The 17,485-nt window shown below is 67.4% G+C and carries 15 protein-coding genes; 8 read left to right on the plus strand and 7 right to left on the minus strand.

Annotation, left to right across the window (positions count from 1 at the left end; translation table 11 throughout):
• Position 1: 1 nt before the first annotated feature.
• From fliI to fliF, 4 genes are read right to left on the minus strand one after another with little or no spacing between them, the layout of a single operon-like run.
• Entirely contained in the window at positions 2-1,723 is a 1,722-nt protein-coding gene (fliI, locus tag PQQ53_RS02785) for a flagellar protein export ATPase FliI (RefSeq protein ID WP_408323238.1), read from the minus strand.
• Positions 1,717-2,406, minus strand: coding sequence for a flagellar assembly protein FliH (gene fliH / locus PQQ53_RS02790; RefSeq protein ID WP_408152786.1), 690 nt, complete (start codon positions 2,404-2,406; stop codon positions 1,717-1,719). Before fliH ends, fliI begins: the two co-directional genes overlap by 7 nt.
• Positions 2,393-3,388, minus strand: coding sequence for a flagellar motor switch protein FliG (fliG, locus tag PQQ53_RS02795; RefSeq protein ID WP_408140234.1), 996 nt, complete (start codon positions 3,386-3,388; stop codon positions 2,393-2,395). Before fliG ends, fliH begins: the two co-directional genes overlap by 14 nt.
• A complete protein-coding gene (fliF, locus tag PQQ53_RS02800; protein ID WP_408323239.1) occupies positions 3,378-5,174 on the minus strand; it encodes a flagellar basal-body MS-ring/collar protein FliF in 1,797 nt (598 codons plus the stop codon). The genes fliG and fliF overlap by 11 nt, the downstream gene beginning before the upstream one ends.
• A gap of 251 nt (positions 5,175-5,425) precedes the next feature.
• Here fliF and fliE point away from each other — a divergent pair, with 251 nt between their 5' ends.
• From fliE to PQQ53_RS02825, 5 genes are all read left to right on the plus strand, one after another.
• The gene (gene fliE / locus PQQ53_RS02805; protein WP_408140239.1) at positions 5,426-5,761 is read left to right on the plus strand and encodes a flagellar hook-basal body complex protein FliE; all 336 of its coding nucleotides are present in this window, start codon (positions 5,426-5,428) and stop codon (positions 5,759-5,761) included.
• Between the two features lie 363 nt (positions 5,762-6,124).
• Positions 6,125-6,559, plus strand: coding sequence for a flagellar export chaperone FliS (fliS, locus tag PQQ53_RS02810; protein WP_408140242.1), 435 nt, complete (start codon positions 6,125-6,127; stop codon positions 6,557-6,559).
• Complete coding sequence (locus PQQ53_RS02815; protein ID WP_168663332.1) at positions 6,556-6,882, plus strand: flagellar protein FliT; 327 nt, start codon at positions 6,556-6,558, stop codon at positions 6,880-6,882. The genes fliS and PQQ53_RS02815 overlap by 4 nt, the downstream gene beginning before the upstream one ends.
• A gap of 95 nt (positions 6,883-6,977) precedes the next feature.
• Positions 6,978-8,417, plus strand: a complete 1,440-nt coding sequence (fliK, locus tag PQQ53_RS02820) for a flagellar hook-length control protein FliK (protein WP_408323240.1) — start codon at positions 6,978-6,980, stop codon at positions 8,415-8,417.
• A complete protein-coding gene (locus PQQ53_RS02825) occupies positions 8,417-8,773 on the plus strand; it encodes an EscU/YscU/HrcU family type III secretion system export apparatus switch protein (RefSeq protein ID WP_408152789.1) in 357 nt (118 codons plus the stop codon). Before fliK ends, PQQ53_RS02825 begins: the two co-directional genes overlap by 1 nt.
• Positions 8,774-8,805: 32 nt before the next feature.
• Here PQQ53_RS02825 and PQQ53_RS02830 read toward each other — a convergent pair whose 3' ends face one another.
• Both PQQ53_RS02830 and PQQ53_RS02835 read right to left on the minus strand, forming a co-directional pair.
• A complete protein-coding gene (locus tag PQQ53_RS02830; protein ID WP_408323241.1) occupies positions 8,806-10,224 on the minus strand; it encodes a coniferyl aldehyde dehydrogenase in 1,419 nt (472 codons plus the stop codon).
• Between the two features lie 98 nt (positions 10,225-10,322).
• Positions 10,323-12,008: an isovaleryl-CoA dehydrogenase gene (locus tag PQQ53_RS02835; RefSeq protein WP_408323242.1), complete on the minus strand. Its 1,686-nt coding sequence runs from the start codon at positions 12,006-12,008 to the stop codon at positions 10,323-10,325.
• Between the two features lie 318 nt (positions 12,009-12,326).
• Here PQQ53_RS02835 and PQQ53_RS02840 point away from each other — a divergent pair, with 318 nt between their 5' ends.
• A complete protein-coding gene (locus PQQ53_RS02840) occupies positions 12,327-13,985 on the plus strand; it encodes a GMC family oxidoreductase (protein WP_408323243.1) in 1,659 nt (552 codons plus the stop codon).
• A gap of 170 nt (positions 13,986-14,155) precedes the next feature.
• Positions 14,156-15,913 carry an OmpA family protein gene (locus PQQ53_RS02845; protein WP_408323244.1) on the plus strand — a complete coding sequence of 586 codons (1,758 nt, stop codon included), beginning with the start codon at positions 14,156-14,158 and terminating at the stop codon, positions 15,911-15,913.
• 27 nt (positions 15,914-15,940) lie between these two features.
• Here PQQ53_RS02845 and PQQ53_RS02850 read toward each other — a convergent pair whose 3' ends face one another.
• Positions 15,941-16,903, minus strand: coding sequence for a LysR family transcriptional regulator (locus PQQ53_RS02850; protein ID WP_408152795.1), 963 nt, complete (start codon positions 16,901-16,903; stop codon positions 15,941-15,943).
• A gap of 113 nt (positions 16,904-17,016) precedes the next feature.
• Here PQQ53_RS02850 and PQQ53_RS02855 point away from each other — a divergent pair, with 113 nt between their 5' ends.
• Entirely contained in the window at positions 17,017-17,481 is a 465-nt protein-coding gene (locus tag PQQ53_RS02855) for a CidA/LrgA family protein (RefSeq protein ID WP_408152796.1), read from the plus strand.
• The last annotated feature ends 4 nt before the right edge of the window (positions 17,482-17,485 follow it).

Below are 17,485 nucleotides of genomic sequence, written 5' to 3' on the forward strand. Positions count from 1 at the left end.
GTCAGCCTCCTTGGGCAAACAGTGCGTCCAGCATCTCGACGCTGGGTTCAAAGTTTGCGCATTCGCGAAAACCTTGCTGCAAAAATGCTTCCATCCGCGGATACAGCGCGATCGCGCGATCGAGCACCGCGTCGCGCCCGCTCGAATACGCGCCGACGTTGATCAGATCGCGGTTGCGCTGATAGCGCGACAGCATCTGCTTGAACATACGCGTCTTGTTCAGATGGTTATCGTCGATCAGCGCGGTCATTGCCCGGCTAATCGACGCTTCGATGTCGATCGCCGGATAGTGGCCGGCCTCGGCGAGCGAGCGCGACAGCACGATGTGGCCGTCGAGAATCGCCCGCGCGGAGTCGGCGATCGGGTCTTGCTGGTCGTCGCCTTCGGTCAGCACGGTGTAGAACGCGGTGATCGAGCCGCCGCCCGCCGGGCCGTTGCCGGTCCGCTCGACGAGCGCCGGCAGCTTGGCGAACACCGAAGGCGGATAGCCCTTGGTGGCGGGCGGTTCGCCCACGGCCAGCGCGATCTCGCGCTGCGCCATCGCGTAGCGGGTGAGCGAATCCATCAGCAGCAGCACGTGCTTGCCCTGATCGCGGAAATATTCGGCGAGTGAAGTCGAATACGACGCGGCCTGCATCCGCAAGAGCGGCGAGACGTCGGCGGGCGCCGCGATCACCACCGAGCGCGCGAGACCTTCCTCGCCGAGAATCTGTTCGATGAATTCCTTCACTTCGCGGCCGCGCTCGCCGATCAGGCCGATCACGATCACTTCGGCGCTGGTGTAGCGCGCCATCGTGCCGAGCAGCACCGATTTACCGACGCCCGACCCGGCAAAGAGCCCCATGCGCTGGCCGCGGCCGACGGTCAGCAGCGCGTTGATCGCGCGCACGCCGACGTCGAGCACCTTGTGAATCGGCTCGCGGTTCAGCGGATTGATGACCGGCGCGGACAGCGGCGCGTCGGCGTGCGCGCCGAGCGGGCCGAGCCCGTCGAGCGGACGGCCGGACGCATCGAGCACGCGGCCGAGCAGTTCCCAGCCGACCGGCAGGCGCTTGGCACCTGCCATCGGGTCGGCGATCGGCGCGCTTTCGAGCGGATAGACGCGCGCGCCGGGCAGCAGGCCGATCACTTCGGTGGTCGGCATCAGAAACAGTTTGTCGCCGGAGAAGCCGACGACTTCGGCTTCGGCAATCGGCAGCGAACTGCCGGGCGGCAGTTCGATCATCACTTCGGCGCCGACCGACAGGCGCAGGCCGACCGCTTCGAGCACGAGGCCGGCGGCGCGCGTCAAACGTCCGCAGGCGCGCAGTGGCTTCGCGATCGCATTGCGCGCGCGCAACGCGTCGAGGCGGCCGCGCCAGGCTTGCATGTGCGGGTTGCTGTCGAGCGTGGGATCGTAGGGGGCGTGAGCGGCGGCGGGGGCGGCAGCGCCTGCCGCGGCGGAATCGCGGCTCGCGGCGGCGCCCGTCGCCGGATGCGCGTGAGCCGGATCGCGCAAGGCCGCTTCGATCGCGGCAACCGCAGCCGCGGCGGGCGTCACCGCGGATGTCGCCACCGCAGATGTCGCCACCGCAGATGTCGCCACCGGTTTTGCCGCGGGCGTGACCTCATGCGCCGCCTCCACGTCCGCAAGCGCTTCGGCGCCGAACGATGCCAGCGCCAGTTCGCGTTCGAGCGGCGTCAGATCGCTGGCGCGAATCTCGTCGAGGGTCGGCTTCACCATGTGCTCACCTTGCCGAGTGCGGCCGCGACACGTTCCCAGCGCGTGTCGATGCCGGCATCCACTTCGCCGGTGCCGGCCTGGGCCCGGCAACCGCCGCGCTCCACCGACGCATCCGTGCGTACCGTCCAGCCGCGCGTTTGCAACTCTTCCATCAGATAGGCCTCGACGACCGGCAGATCGGCGGGACTCACGATCAGGGCCGGCGCACCGACCAGCGCGGGTTCGGTGGCCAGCACCTCACGCGCGGCGGCGATCAGCGCGGTCGGGTCGTGCTGCACGTGCTGGCGCACCACCTGCTGCGCGATGTCCAGCGCCAGCGCGACCAGCGTTTCGGAGATCGCGCCCTGGGCGCCGTCGAGCGCTGTCTTGAAGGTCGCCGCCAGTGCGGCGAGCCGCGCCGCTTCTTCGCGCGCTTCGCTCTGGCCTTGCTCGAAACCCTGCGCATGACCCTGGTCGTAACCGGCCTGGTAGCCGAGCGCCTGGCCGGCCACGTGGCCGGACGCGATGCCCTGCGCGTGCGCGGCGTCGCGCAGGCGTTCCAGTTCAGCTTCGAACGCGGCGCCGTCGTCGACTTCGGGCTCGGGCGGCGGCGCCGGCGGCACCGGATCGAACGAGGCCATCTCCCAGCGCTGGTAGGCCGAGAGGCTTTCCTTCGCCGAGGAGCTCTGATCAGACATATGCATCTTCCGCCTTGCCGCCTAGCACGATCTGACCGCTCTCGGCCAGATTGCGCACGATCTGCAGGATGCGGCGCTGTTGCGTTTCGACTTCGGAGACGCGCACCGGACCGCGTGCATCGAGGTCTTCGGCGAGCAGTTCGGCCGCGCGTTGCGACATGTTCGACAGGAACTTCTGGCGCAGCGCGGGCGGCGCGCCCTTCAGCGAGATGATCAACGCCTCGGACTCGACTTCCTTCAGCAGCAGCTGGATCGCGCGGTCTTCCAGATCGAGCAGGTTCTCGAACACGAACATCTGATCGATGATCTTCTGCGCGAGTTCCGCGTCGTACTGGCGAACGTTCTCGATGACGCCTTCCTCATGATTGCTCGACATGAAGTTGAGAATCTCGGCCGCCGTGCGAATGCCGCCCATCGGGCTGCGCTTGAGGTTGTCGCTGCCGGACAGCAAGCCCGTCAGCACGTCGTCGAGTTCGCGCAGCGCGGCCGGCTGGATGCCGTCGAGCGTGGCGATGCGCAGCAGCACGTCGTTGCGCAGCCGCTCGGTGAAGCAGGCGACGATTTCCGACGCCTGATCGCGGTCGAGATGCACGAGGATGGTCGCGATGATCTGGGGATGCTCGTTCTTGATCAGCTCGGCGACCGCGGCCGAGTCCATCCACTTCAGGCCTTCGATACCGCTGGTGTCGCTGCCCTGCAGGATGCGGTCGATGATCACGCCGGCCTTGTCGTCGCCGAGCGCCTTGGTCAGCACCGAACGGATGTACTCGTTCGAATCGAGCGACATGCCGGTGTGCTGCTCCGCTTCCTTCACGAACTCCTGCAGAACTTCGTCGACCTGCTCGCGGGTCACGTTCTTCAGCGCGGCCATCGCGACGCCGATCTTCTGGACTTCGCGCGGCCCGAGGAACTTGAACACCTGCGCGGCTTCTTCCTCGCCGATCGACATCAGCAGCAGCGCGCTCTTCACTACGCCTTCAGCGCTCATCGGACACCCAATTTTTCACGACGGTTGCAACGATCTTCGGATCCTGGCGCGCGATGCTGCGTGCGAATTCCAGGTTCCGCTCATATTTGTGTTTCGCGTTTTCGAGCGCGAGCGTTTCGCTGTCGGTCTCGATCTCGACCACGGCGCCATCGCGCTCCGCAGCCGGAATGCCGTCCAGCAGGACCGGCTCGTCCGGCGCCGCCAGCGCGGCCATGGCGGCCGGCTCCGGCGGCGGGAAAGCGCGGCGCAGCGCGGGCTTCACCATCACGAAGTACAGGAACAGGGCCACCGCGCCGATGCCGAGATAGGTCGCGATCTGCTTGTAGAGCGCCAGCATGTCCGGCGTGCGCCACCACGGCAGGTTCGCGTTCGGATCGATGTCGGCGGTGAACGCGCTGTTGACCACGTTGACCGAGTCGCCGCGCGCCGCGTCGAAGCCCATCGCGTCCTTCACCAGTTGCGTGACCTGCGCGAGCTTGTCGGCGGTGACCGGCTGCATGGTCACGTTGCCCTTCGCGTCCGCCACCCGCAGGTAGTTCACCACCACCGCCACCGACAGACGCCGGATGCCGCCCATCGGCCGGTCGACGTGGCTCACGGTCTTGTCGAGTTCATAGTTGGTGGTCGAATCCTTGCGATCGCTGACCGGCGTGGTCGCGACGCCGCTCGCGCCATTGCCTGCCGTGATCGGCGCGGAGGCCGGTTGCGGCGGCTGGTTCGACAGCGCGCCGGGCACGCCCGAGGCGCCGCCTTGCGACATTTCGGTGGCGCTGCTCGACTGCTGGCTGCGGATCGCCGCCTGTTGCGGGTTGCCGTTCGGGCTGTAGTTTTCCGAAGTCTGTTCGCTGTGCGAGAAGTCGATGTCGGCGCTCACCTGCGAGTGCGCGTTGCCCGTGCCGAACAGCGGCGCGAGGATCGCGTTGATGCGCTGCTGCGTGTTGCGCTCGATCTGCTGGCGGTACTTCAGTTGCGTCGCGTCGAGTCCGCTGCCGGTGGTCGGCTGCGTCAGCAGGTTGCCGTCCTGATCGAGGATCGTCACGCCGTGCACCGGCATTTCCGGCACCGCCGACGACACCATGTGCGTGATCGCGACCACCTGGCCTTCGTCGAGCACGCGGCCCGGATAGAGGTTCACCAGTACGGCCGCCGACGGCGCTTCCTTGTCGCGCACGAACACCGAGGGCTTCGGAATCGCCAGATGCACGCGCGCGGACTTCACCGTCGAGATCGATTCGATCGTGCGTTCCAGTTCGCCTTCCAGCGCGCGCTGATAGTTGATCTGCTCGTCGAACTGGCTGATGCCAAACTTCTGGTTGTCCATCAGCTCGAAGCCGACCGAGCCGCTCTTGGGCAGGCCTTGCGAGGCGAGCCGCAGACGCATCTCGTGCACCTGCTCGGCCGGCACGAGGATCGCGCCACCGTTGTCGGAGAACTTGTAGGGAATGTTGGCCTGCTGAAGCGCGGCGATGATCGAGCCGCCGTCGCGGTCGGACAGATTGCTGTAGAGCACCTTGTAGTCCGGCGCGCGCGACCACAGGAACAGGCCCGCCACGATCGCGACCAGCAGCGCGACCGCGAAGATCAGCGGGGCGCGCGGGTTGCCACGCATCTGCGCGAGGCCCGACAGACGCTGGGTGAAGTTGCCGCCCATGCCGCCCAGGTTGCCGCCGAGCCCGCCGAGGTCGGCACCAGCCTGGCCGGCGCCGGCCGCGCCGGTGCCAGGCTGCGCGCCGGCCAGCCCCATGCGGGCGTCGGGGTTGATCAAAGAGTTGGCTGACGAATCCATGCGTCGGGTATCTCCGGGATGCCTTTGCGTTCTGCCGCCTGAGCGCGCCGGGGGTCGGCGGGCGGACGGACAGAGACTTTCACCCTTGAAATTATCCGCAGCGCGGCTCAACCCGATTGCTTGAATAGAGCGGGGTTTCCCCCCTACTTTCGGGCCTGTTGCGACGGGGGCGCTTGCTATGCTTCGGTTCAGATCGGTACGGCTGTGCAGTACGGCTATAACCCGCCGGTCCTTCATTCAACGGAGAGAACATGACCATGCCCGTGAACGCGCTCTCGTCGGCGCTGCAACAGATGCAGGCGATGGCGGCGCAGGCGGCCGGCGGCACGAGCCCGGCGGCCGAGCAGTCCGGCGCGGCGACCACCGGCGGCTTCGCGTCGGCGCTGAAGGCGTCGCTCGACAAGATCAGCAACGACCAGAAAACCGCGATCGGCGAATCGCAGGCGTTCGAACTGGGCTCGTCGAACGTGTCGCTGAACGACGTCATGGTCGACATGCAGAAGGCCAACGTGGGCTTCCAGTTCGGCCTGCAGGTGCGCAACAAGCTGGTTGCCGCCTACAACGACATCGCGCAGATGGCGGTCTGAGCGAGCCGCGCGCGGCCTCGCTCGCCTGAAGCTGCTTGAGCCTGCTCGAGCCTGCTCGAGCCTGCACGACTGCCGGCAGCGCCGCCCGCGACGGCGGCGCACCCTCAGCCGTTCGCGCCTGCGCGGGCGTGACGCAGTCGTTGCGGCCCGCATGCGCCCGGCGTGGTTCGTCATGGAGACTGACGAGCCCTGCCGGCGTGGCGTCGGCTCGTGCGCGATACGCCCCTTAATCCTCCTTACATCGGCCTAAAGCTTTGTCGTTGCGTATCCGATAACACGGGTACAGGGCAACCTCGGGCGCTGCGACGCTCCGGACGGCCATGCCACGACCAAACCGCAGTCTGTATGAGAAGAGGAGCGCCGATGTTTTCCCAAGGACACGCTGGAGCCAATGCGTATGCACGCGTCGGCGTCGAGACAGGTGTGATGGGCGCAAGTCCGCATCGTCTGATCGTGTTGCTGTATCAGGGTGCAAGGCAGGCGATCGCGCAGGCGCGGATGCACTTGCAGCAAGGCAACGTGGCCGGGCATGGCAGGGCGATCAGCAAGGCGATTCGCATTATCGAAGGCGGGCTGCAGCAGTCGCTCAACCTTGAGGCGGGCGGCGAGATTGCGGAACGGCTGAACGCGCTGTACAGCTACATGGCGCGCCGGCTGCTCGAAGCCAATATCAAACAGAGCGAGACGATGCTGGTCGAAATCGACGGCCTGCTGGCGACGCTCGAAGAGGCATGGATCGGCATTGCCCCGGAGATCACGCGGATGGCAGCCCAGCCGGCCGCGGAAAGCATGAGATGACATCGAACGCAGAATATTTTGCCCGCTACGAGGCGATCGCAGCGATTTCCTGCCGCATGCTGACGGCTGCCCGGCGCGCACTGTGGAGCGACCTGGTTCACTTGCAGGAGGAGTACCGGCATCTGGTGGAAGCGTTGAAGGAGGCCGACTCCGATGTGAAGCTGGACGAAGCCGAGCGCCTGCGCAAATACGCGCTGATCCGTCAGATCCTCGCAGACGATGCCGCCATCCGGGATCTGGCGAATCCGCGCATGGCCAACCTGTCGGCGCTGTTCGCCGGACGGCCGACGCGCGTGCTCAAGGAACTGTACGGCGCGCGCTGAGCCGGCGTGCGTGCGCCGCGCGTTGCGGATCGCGAAGCCCGACCGGACTGATTCGAGATTGAGCGCGCTGCCGCTAATGTGACCAAGGAATCGGCATGAACGGAATCGACACGGCCATCGCTTCGGTGCTTACGAGCCGGGTCGACAGTCTGCTCAACATCGCGCCGGGCAGTACGGCCACCTCGCAAACCGGTGCGGCGGGTGTCGATACCGCGCCGATTACCACGCCCCCGGCCGTGCCGTCCGCACCGCCGCCTTCCGCGCAAACCGCGCTCTCCGCCGTCGCGCTGACGCTCAATGCGATCGCGCATGCGGGCGGCGATGCAACCTTGGCGGTGCTCGGTCAGACACCGATCTGGCCGGCCGCGCCGGCGCTCGACATCGAAGTCGACGGCTTGCCGCTGTTCGACACGACCGCCGCTTCCACCACGCTGAAGGGAAATCCGGCCACTGCTGCTGCTGCCACCGCCAATGTCGCGGCCGCCCAGGTGCCGGTCGCGGCGCTCACGGCCGCGCTCGAACGGACCGTGAGCGATAGCGGTCTGTTCTACGAAGCCCATCTCGCGCAATGGCTGGCCGGCCAGCGCTCGCCGGCGGACCTCGCCGACGAGGCGCAAAACAGGCTGGTCGCCGCCGCGCAATTACCGCTCGACTGGAGCAATGAAGAGGGCGACGCGCCGCTGCCGAACGGCTCGACGCGACAGGGCGCCGGCGCCGCTTCCAATGGCGGCATGCAAAGCGGCGCACCCGAGAACGCCGCCACGGCCCGCGCGATGCCGTCGATCCTGACCGCGCAGGCTGCGCGTTTCGTGGCCGGTGAAGTGCTGGCCGATTCGCTGTCCGAGCTGACCGGGCAGCCCGCGCATGCCGGGCTGCACAGCGCGGCGCCGCAAACGGCCGACACCGGCGCGGCGCAGAATTCGCAATCGATGGCCGCGGCGGTGCATCCGGCGACCGTGCCGCTGGTGCGGCAGCAACTGGATCTGCTCGCGACCGGCCAGTTTCGCTGGAGCGGCGAAGCGTGGCCGGGCGCGCGGCTCGACTGGACCATCGAACAGGACGGCGACGAATGGGACCGCAGCGGCGGCGGCATGGCGAGCGAGGACGACCAGCCTTGGCGCACGCGTCTGACGCTGTCGCTGCCCACGCTCGGCACCGTCGACGCCGAATTGACGCTGACCGGCATGCGGCTCGTGGCACGCGTGCAGGCGAGTCCGGGCGGCGCGACGCGGCTCGCGATGCAGGGGGAGAGCTTCCGCCAGCGGCTCGCGGCGGCGGGCATCGAACTGAACGGCCTGACGATCCGCGAGATCGGCGGCGGCGTACCTGGCGCCGCGGCCACGGCGGCGAGCGCGGCGGAAGCGCAGGCGGCGGCATCGGCCTATGCACGCTCGGCATCGACGGCGGGGGCGGCGGCTTCGGCTTCCGCAACCTCCGCGAGCCCGGCGGCCCACGCCGCGACGACGGCCCGCCGCAACCCGCGCGGCGCTCGCGCGTCAGCCGCGCCGAGCAACGATTTCGACTGGGATATCTGATGAGCCGCACACATCGCCGCACCGCGGCCGCGCTCGTCTACGACACGCAAAGCGGGGACCCCGCACCGCGCGTGGTCGCCAAAGGCTATGGGCTGCTGGCCGAGATGATCGTGCAGCGGGCCAAGGAAGCGGGCCTGTATGTCCACGAGGCGCCCGAGATGGTCTCGCTGCTGATGCAGGTGGACCTCGACGCGCGCATCCCGCCGCAGCTTTATCAGGCGGTGGCGGAATTGCTCGCGTGGCTGCATCGGCTGGAAAGCGGCGCCGAGGTTGAGCCGGCACACGGCGCCGATACCGCGCAGGACGTGACCGACGTGGTGGCCACCGAGATCGAAGGCGGCGCCGCGCCGCGCTAGAGCTCGCCCGCTGCGCCGTCTGGGCGGTTGCGTCAGAAGCGCATCATCAGCTTCAGCAACGCGTTGACCCGCCTGCCATACGGCGGCGCGATCCAGCCGCGCGCGTTCAGTCGCGACTGCGTCAGCACCGGCTTCATCTTCGAGAAGGTCACGAAGCCTTCATAGCCGTGATATGCACCCATTCCGCTCGCGCCCACCCCGCCGAACGGCAGGCTTTCGCACGCGAGGTGCATCAGCGTTTCGTTGACCGCCATGCCGCCCGCGATCGTTTCGTGCGTCACGCGCCCGATCGTCGGCGCATCGTCGGCGTACAGATACAGCGCCAGCGGACGAGGGCGCGTGTTGACGTACGCGATCGCGTCGTCGAGCGTGTCGTAGGGGACGATCGGCAGCAGCGGCCCGAAAATTTCCTCCTGCATCAGCGCGCAGTCGTCGGGCGCGTTCGTGACCACGGTCAGCGGAAAGCGGCGGCTCGCGGGATCGGGCGCGGCGTCGGTCAGCCCATGCAGTTGCGCGCCGGCAGCGCGGGCTTCGTCGGCGAGACGCTCAAGCCGCGCGAAGTGGCGCGGCGAAATGATCGACGTGTAGTCCGGATTGGTCGCGAAGCGGGGGTACATCTTCGTCATCCGCGCGCGCGCCCGGTCGACAAACGCCTGCTCCGTGCCGCGCGGCACCAGCACGTAGTCCGGCGCGACGCAGGTTTGGCCCGCGTTGAGCGTCTTGCCGGCGACGAGGTTGTCGACCGCGTTGTTAAAGCGCGCCTGCGCGCCGATGATCGCCGGCGACTTGCCGCCGAGTTCGAGCGTGACCGGCGTCAGATGCTCGGCCGCCGCGCGCATCACTTCGTGGCCGACCCTGGTCGAGCCGGTGAACAGCAGGTGATCGAACGGTTGCGCGCTGAACGCGGCGCCGAGCGCCGCGTCGCCATTGACTACCGCGACGTGATTGCGCGCGAAGGTCTGGCCGATCAGCTGCTCGAACAGCGCCGCGGTTCGCGGCGTCAGCTCGGACATCTTGATGATCGCGCGATTGCCCGCGGTCAGCGCGCTGATGAGCGGCCCGGCGGCGAGCAGCACCGGATAGTTCCACGGCACGAGAATGCCGACCACGCCGAGCGGCTGCGGCACGACCTTCGCGCGGGCCGGCAGCAGCCATTTGCTGGTGCTGCGGCGCTGCGGCTTCATCCAGCGTTTGCCGTGTCTGAGCGCGGCGTCGATCTCTTCCTTCACCAGCAGGAACTCGGCGAGCAGCACCTCTTCTTTCGCGCGATTGCCGAAGTCCGCGTTCATCGCGTCGGCGAGCGCGTCGCGATTCTCGAGCATGACACGGCGCAACGCTTTCAGATGCGTGGCGCGTGTGTCCCATGACGGATACGGCGCGCGCAGGTAGGCATCGCGCTGATCGCGCAGCAGTGCTTCGAGCGCGGCGAGCTCGGGCAAATCGTTCTTCATGCGGGTCCACTCCCTGATTGGATGACGGTGCGCGTTGGATCGCGCTTATTGGTCTGGCGGTGTCTGCTTCGCGTGGTTCATTGACGTAGGCCCGAATCTCACGCGGCAAAAGCCCGTTCGACGATCGCCGCATGATCGAACGTGGCCGGCAGCGTGCCGTACACGCGGCCGCTTTCGCCGCAGCCCTCGGCGAGACGCGTGGCGATGAACGCGTCGGCGATCGCAGCGGGCGCATGTTCGACGAGCAGCGTGGCCTGAGCGATCAGCACGATCTGCTGGGCGATCCGGCGCGCCGACGCTTCGCGCTCATCGGCCGGGCCATTGAGCGTGGCGGCCAGCTTGCCGAGCGCAGCGCGCAACGCCGGATGCGCGCCCGCCTGCGCCTGCCACGCGGCGAACAGCGCATGCGCCGCCTCCGGCTCACGCTCCAGCGCGCGCAGCACGTCGAGGCACATCACGTTGCCGGAGCCTTCCCAGATCGAATTCACCGGCGCTTCACGATAGAAGCGCGCCATCGGACCGGTTTCGACGTAGCCGTTGCCGCCCCAGACTTCCATCGCTTCGCCGGTGAATTCCAGCGTGCGCTTGCAAACCCAGTACTTTGCCGCTGGCGTGACGATGCGCCGCCACGCGCGCTCGGCCGGTGAGCTGGACGAAGTGTCGGCGGACGCTTCGAACGCGTGCGCGAGGCGCATGAACAGCACCGTCGCCGCTTCGGACTCCAGGGCGAGATCGGCCAGTACGTTGCGCATCAGCGGCTGGTCGGCCAACTGCCGGCCGAACGCGCTGCGATGGCGCGCATGGTGAATCGCCTGCACCAGCGCCGCGCGCATCAACGCCGCGCTGCCGATCACGCAGTCGAGCCGCGTGTAGTTCGCCATTTCGATGATGGTCGGCACACCGCGCCCTTCTTCGCCGATCATGATGCCGAACGCGTCGAGGAATTCGACCTCGCTGCTCGCATTCGAGCGATTGCCGAGCTTGTCTTTTAGACGCTGGATCTGCACGGTGTTCTTGCGGCCGTCCGGCGCGAAACGCGGCACGTAAAAGCACGACAGGCCCGTGTGATCGTCGGTGCGCGCGAGCACGAGATGGGCGTCGCACTGCGGCGCGGAGAAAAACCACTTGTGCCCGACGAGCCGGTAGGCGCCGTCGCGGCCCCCGGCGGCGAGCGCATGCGCGTGGGTCTGATTGGTGCGCACGTCCGAGCCGCCCTGCTTCTCGGTCATGCCCATGCCAATCATCGCGGACGTCTTCTGCGTGAGCGGCACGTCGCGCGGATCATGCTCGCGGGCGTAGAGCTTGTCGCGCAACGTATCGAACAAGCCGGGCTCGCGCTGCAATACCGGGATGCTGGCGAAGGTCATCGTCAACGGACAGAGCGAGCCGGATTCGAGCTGCGCATGCAGGAAGTAGCCGGCGCAGCGTGCGGCCATCGCGCCGCGTTGCGGATCGGAGAACGGCAGCGCATGCAGTCCTTCGCGTCGCAATAGCGAAAGCAGCGTATGCCACGAGGGATGAAACTCCAGCGCGTCGATGCGCTCGCCGCGCGGGCTGTGCGTGACCAGCTCGGGCGTGTGACGGTTGGCCAGTTCGGCGAGCGCGAGCGTCTCGGGGGTGGTGAGCGCCGCGCCATGCCGCAGCAGCGCTTCGCGATGCCAGCCGGCGCCATCGCGTTCGAGGGCGGCGGACAACGCGACGTCGCTGGAAAAGAGGTTGTAGTCCGCGAGCGGCGGGACCTGATTCGTCACGTCGTGCGTCTGGCCGAAGTGATGCCGTTCCATGTGCTGTCTCCGTTCACCGCAGGCTCGCCGGTGCTGATCGACGGGGGCTGCGACGGTGTGCCGTTTAATCGCCGCGTGTCGTGCCGCACGCTGGGCGAGGGCGCCTGCCGCGCCCTGTTTGAATGACGTGCGCGGCCGGTTGGCGGGCGTGCGCGCGTCTTTCATCATAGGGGCGCGGCCGCGCTTGCGTTTAGAGGAATCGCTCTGGCGTGAAGCCGCCGCGGCCCCGGCACGCTCCCTACAATGCCGGTGAAACACACGTAGACAAGTGTGCACGAGACAGGGTGCGCGAGCAACGCGGCCCATCAGGAGGAGCGGATGCAATACGACTACATCGTTGTCGGCGCGGGCTCGGGGGGATGCGCGCTGGCGAGCCGGCTCGCGGATAGCTGTCCCGATGCGACGATCGCTCTGATCGAAGCCGGTCCGCACACCGACCGCAATCTGTTCGTGAACATGCCGGTCGGCGTGGCGGCCGTGGTGCCCAACAAACTCAAAACCAACTACGGCTATCTGACGACGCCGCAGCCGGGCCTCGGCGGCCGGCAAGGCTATCAGCCGCGCGGGCGCGGCGTCGGTGGATCGAGCGCGATCAATGCGATGATCTACACGCGCGGCCATCCGCTCGATTACGACGAATGGGCGCAGCTCGGTTGCGATGGCTGGTCGTGGGCGGAGGTGCTGCCGTATTTCCGCCGCGCCGAAGGCAACGAGCGCGGCGCCGATGCGTGGCATGGCGACGCCGGCCCGCTCACCGTTTCCGACTTGCGCTACCGCAATCCGTTCTCGACGCGCTTCGTGCAGGCCGCGCTCGAAGCCGGCTACAAACCGAATCTCGATTTCAACGGCGCGGACCAGGAAGGCATCGGCTTCTATCAGGTGACGCAGCGCGACGGCCGCCGCTGCAGCGTCGCGCGCGCTTATATCTACGACCGCGCGCGCCCCAATCTGCATACGATCGCCGACGCGACCGTGCTGCGCGTGACCTTCGACGGCAAACGCGCGAGCGGCGTCGAGATCGTGCGCGGCGGCCACGCCGACACGCTGGAAGCGCGCGCCGAGGTGGTGCTGGCGGCGGGCGCGTTCAATTCGCCGCAACTGCTGATGTGCTCGGGCATCGGGCCGGCGGCGCATCTGCAGTCGCTCGGCATTGCCGTGCTGCACGACGCGCCGGAGGTCGGCCAGAACCTGATCGATCACGTCGATTTCACGATCAACAAGCGGGTTGCGTCGATCGAGCCGACCGGCTTTTCGGTGCGCGGGATTGCGCGGATGCTGCCGCAGTTCGTCACTTTCATGCGCCACGGGCGCGGCATGCTGTCGAGCAACGTCGCCGAGGCGGGCGGTTTTCTGAAGAGCTGGCCGACGCTCACCCGGCCCGATCTGCAACTGCATTTCTGCGCGGCGATCGTCGACGATCACAACCGCCACATGCATTGGGGCCACGGCTACTCGCTGCACGTGTGCGTGTTGCGCCCCCACAGCCGGGGCGCGGTGACGCTCGCGGGTGCCGATGCGCGTACCGCGCCGGTCATCGATCCACGTTTTTTCAGCGACGCGCGCGATCTCGATCTGCTGGTGGACGGCGTGAAGATGGCGCGGCGCATTCTCGATGCGCCGTCGCTCGCGCTGCACGGCGGCGCCGAGTTGTACACGCATGCGCGGCAGTCGGACGCGCAATTGCGCCAAACCATCGCCGGGCACGCGGATACGATCTACCACCCGGTGGCGACCTGCCGGATGGGCGGCGATGCCCGCTCGGTGGTCGATCCGCAACTGCGGGTGCGCGGCGTGAGCGGCTTGCGGATCGTCGATGCCTCGGTGATGCCGACGCTGATCGGCGGCAACACGAATGCGCCGACGGTGATGATCGGCGAGCGCGCGGCCGAGCTGATCACGGCCAGCCGCCGCGATGGTGCGACGAGGCTGAGCACGTCGCTAACGGGCATCGGCGGCGCGGCGGCGCGGGTCGCCTGAGGCTCATCAAAATGCCTCAATCTGTTTTCTTTCCTAGGACAAATTCGGACAACGTCGGTCAATTGTCATAAATTGTCCAGCTTCGATTTTGAGATTCCCCAGCTCCTATAATCGCGCCGCGAAAAAGAGCGCGTCATGTGGCGCGCCCGGAATCTCAAGGAAGCGAAGCGATGAGTCTCAATGTGATTCAGTTGGTTCAGTCCGTGCTGACAGACGATGTCGTGCGGCAACTCGGCGCCCGCCTGGGGCTGCCGGCGGAAACCGCCCAGAAGGCGTTGACTGCCACCGGCCCGGCGCTCGTCGCAGGCCTGATGAACAAGGGTGCGACGCTCGAAGGTGCGCGCTCGCTGTTCACGACGATCCTTTCATCGGAAGTGAACGGGCACATCGCCGAACAGTTGCCGCATCTGCTCGCCAGCACGAGCGGTTTGACCCAGCTGGAAACCGTCGGGCGGCAACTGCTCGAACGCGGGCTCAATCGCCCAGCCGATCTGGTCAGCGACGAGGTCGCCCGGCAAACCGGCGCGCCCGCGCACGCCGCGCATGCGATCACGGGCATTGTGGGCGCAACGCTGTTCGGCGTGCTCAAGCGGCATCTTCTCGACGGCCGGGGCAATGTCGGTCAGTTGCCGGCTCTGCTGAGCCAGCAGCTTCCCGTCATCACGCCGTATCTGAACGACCACCTGCTAGGCGCGCTGGGCGCGGGCGGCCTGAGCGCGTTCGCCGGCAGCATCCTGTCGCAACTCAAGGCGGTATCGGCGCATATCGACCAGCCGACACCGGCCGGCAAGCCGGTGCCGGAAATGCTGGCGCCGATCCAGGTACCTGCGGACGCGGTGATGCGCGAAGAGCGCCGGTCGCACGCGTGGCTCTGGTGGCTGCTGGCGGCCGTCGCGGCCGTGCTGGCTTTTCTGTTTTTGCGCGGCTGCCACGGCGAGTCAGGCGGCGAGGCACTCTTCGCAACTAGCGGTGCGCAAACCGCTGTCGCTGTGCAGCCCGCTTCCGCAGCGGGCGTAGCGTCGGCGACGGCAGCCACCGCCACGGCAGCGAGCAGCGATGCCGCCGCGTCGACGGTTGAAGCCAGCGCCGCCACCGCGACGAGCGCCGCCAGTGCGCCAGCCGCCGCGGCCGAGCCGGCCAAAGACAGCCAGCTCGCCTTTACCGTCAATGCCGCAGGCAAGCCGGCGCTCACCGCCACGCTCGGCAGCGAAGCGCAAAAGACGCAGTTGATCGACCAACTGACGAAGCGTCTCGGCGTCGCCAACTTCGCCCAGAACATCACGGTCGATCCGCAAGTGAAGCCCGCCGACTGGCTCGCGCATCTCGACGGCCTGTTGCCGCTGATGTCTCTGCCGGGCGCGGAAGTGAAAGTGGACGGCACACGCGTCGAACTGAGCGGCAGTGCGACCGACGCGAAGCTCGGCTGGCTCGACAAGTTGAAGTCGCTGTTCGGCGCGTCGTATCAGATCGGATCATTCGATGTCGCGCACGCCGTCGCCGACGCCACCGAAAACTTCCGCAGCGCGGTCAAGGGTCTGTTCACGCCCGACAGCACGTGCGTGGCGGCGGACATCGTCAAGGTGCTGAATCTGCAGGTGATCAACTTCGCGAGCGCGAGCGCCCGTGTGCCGGCCTCGGCAGTGGAAGACCTGAACCAGTCGGCGCGGGGGCTGAACGCCTGTGCGCACAACGGCAAGTCGGTGCGGCTCGAAGTGGCCGGCTATTCGGACAACGTCGGCGACGCGCAAGCCAATCTGCAACTGTCGAAGAAGCGCGCCGAGGCGGTTCGCGCGTATCTCGTCAACGCAGGCGTGCCGGCCGACTCGCTGATCGCGCAAGGTTACGGCGATGCGAATCCGGTCACGAGCAACGACACGGCGGGCGGGCGCTTCACCAACCGCCGCATCGAGTTCGTCGCGCAGCAGTAATTTCCCGGGGCACGCGCGGGCATTCCGTCATTCGGCGGGCGGAGTCCGCGTCGGCGCGGCGATGCCCGTCATGCCGATGCCCGGACCCAGCATGAAATCGTCGCCGGCCTGGCCGGGCAACGCCTCGCGCGCGACGTCGAGCCATGCGCGCGCGGCATGCGACAGATAACCGTTGCGTCGCCAGCCGATCGCCATTTCCCATCGAATCTCCGGGTCGACCACCGGTAGACAGGTGAACTGCGCCGGGTCGAGCCGGCGGCAATACGGCGCCGGCAGCAACGCGATGCCGACGCCGGCCAGCACTAGCGCCGCCATGAAATCCCAATGCCCGCTTCGCCCGACGATGGTCGGCGCAAACCCCGCCGTGCGGCACGCGTTCAGCACCACGTCGTTGAGCGCGAGGCTCTCGCCGTAGAACACGAACGGTTCGTTGGCGAGTTGCGCGAGCGGCACCTCGTGCAAGTGATCCCAGGGCGAGCCGGTACGCGCGACGAGCCAGAGCAGTTGGCGCGTCATCGGCAGCACCTCGATGTTCTCCGGGTCGACCGGTTGCAGCACACCGCCCAGCTCCAGCTCGCCGTTGATCAGCGCCGCTTCGATGGCGCGCGAACCCTGCTCGAAAAGCTTCAGCTCGATCTTCGGATAACGCTGGCGGAACGCGGCAATGGCAGGCGTGAAAAGCGAACCGCCCATCGGCGGAATGCCGATGGTGAGTTCGCCGCGGCCGAGCGTGTCGAGATCGTTCAGTTCGGCCTGCAATTGCGCGTGCGCCGCCAGCACGTCCTGACCGCGCTGGTAGACGATGCGGCCGGCATCGGTCAGCACCATCTGACGGCCGTCGCGCAGCAATAGCGGCGAGCCGATCTCGTCCTCCAGCGACTTGACCATCTTGCTGATGGTCGGCTGCGTGACGAACATCTGCTCGGCCGCGACGGTGAAACTCTTTTGACGAACCACTTCGACGAAATACCGCAGCGCACGTAGTTCCACGATCCCGGCCTCCGGAATTCCAAATTGGAATGATTTGAATGATTGTAAGTCATTATATTTATGCTGCGGTGCAACCTATACTGGCTTTCATTCGAAGTCACCCAGGGATTGCCATGACGACGCCCGTTCCCGCTGATATCGCCCGTGCCTACGCTCGCCGCGCCAGCGGTGCGCTGCGCGTCGCGCGGATCGTCGTGCAAAGCGCCGCGCTGGCGGGTCTGTGGGTCGTCGCCGATTTCGCCGTGCGCATGCTCCATCTGCCGGTGCCGGGCGGTGTGGTCGGCCTGGTCGCGTTGCTCGCGCTGCTGTTCTGCGGCGGTATCGCACCGCGCTGGATCAAGGCCGGCGCGGACTGGCTGCTGTCCGACATGCTGTTGTTCTTCATTCCGGCCGCGGTTGCCGCCGTGCAGTACGGCGGCCTGTTCCGCGAGGACGGCTGGCGTCTCGCGCTGGTGGTGGTCGGCGGCACGCTGATGGTGATGATCGCGGTGGCCTTCGCGGTCGAGCAGGCCGCCCGTCTCGAGCGGCGCCTCGCGCTGCGCCGCGTGATGGTCGCGCGGCACGCGGCGCGCGCCTGAGTTT

The sequence above is a fragment of the Paraburkholderia strydomiana genome (assembly GCF_046030495.1).
GTDB lineage: Bacteria > Pseudomonadota > Gammaproteobacteria > Burkholderiales > Burkholderiaceae > Paraburkholderia > Paraburkholderia strydomiana_A.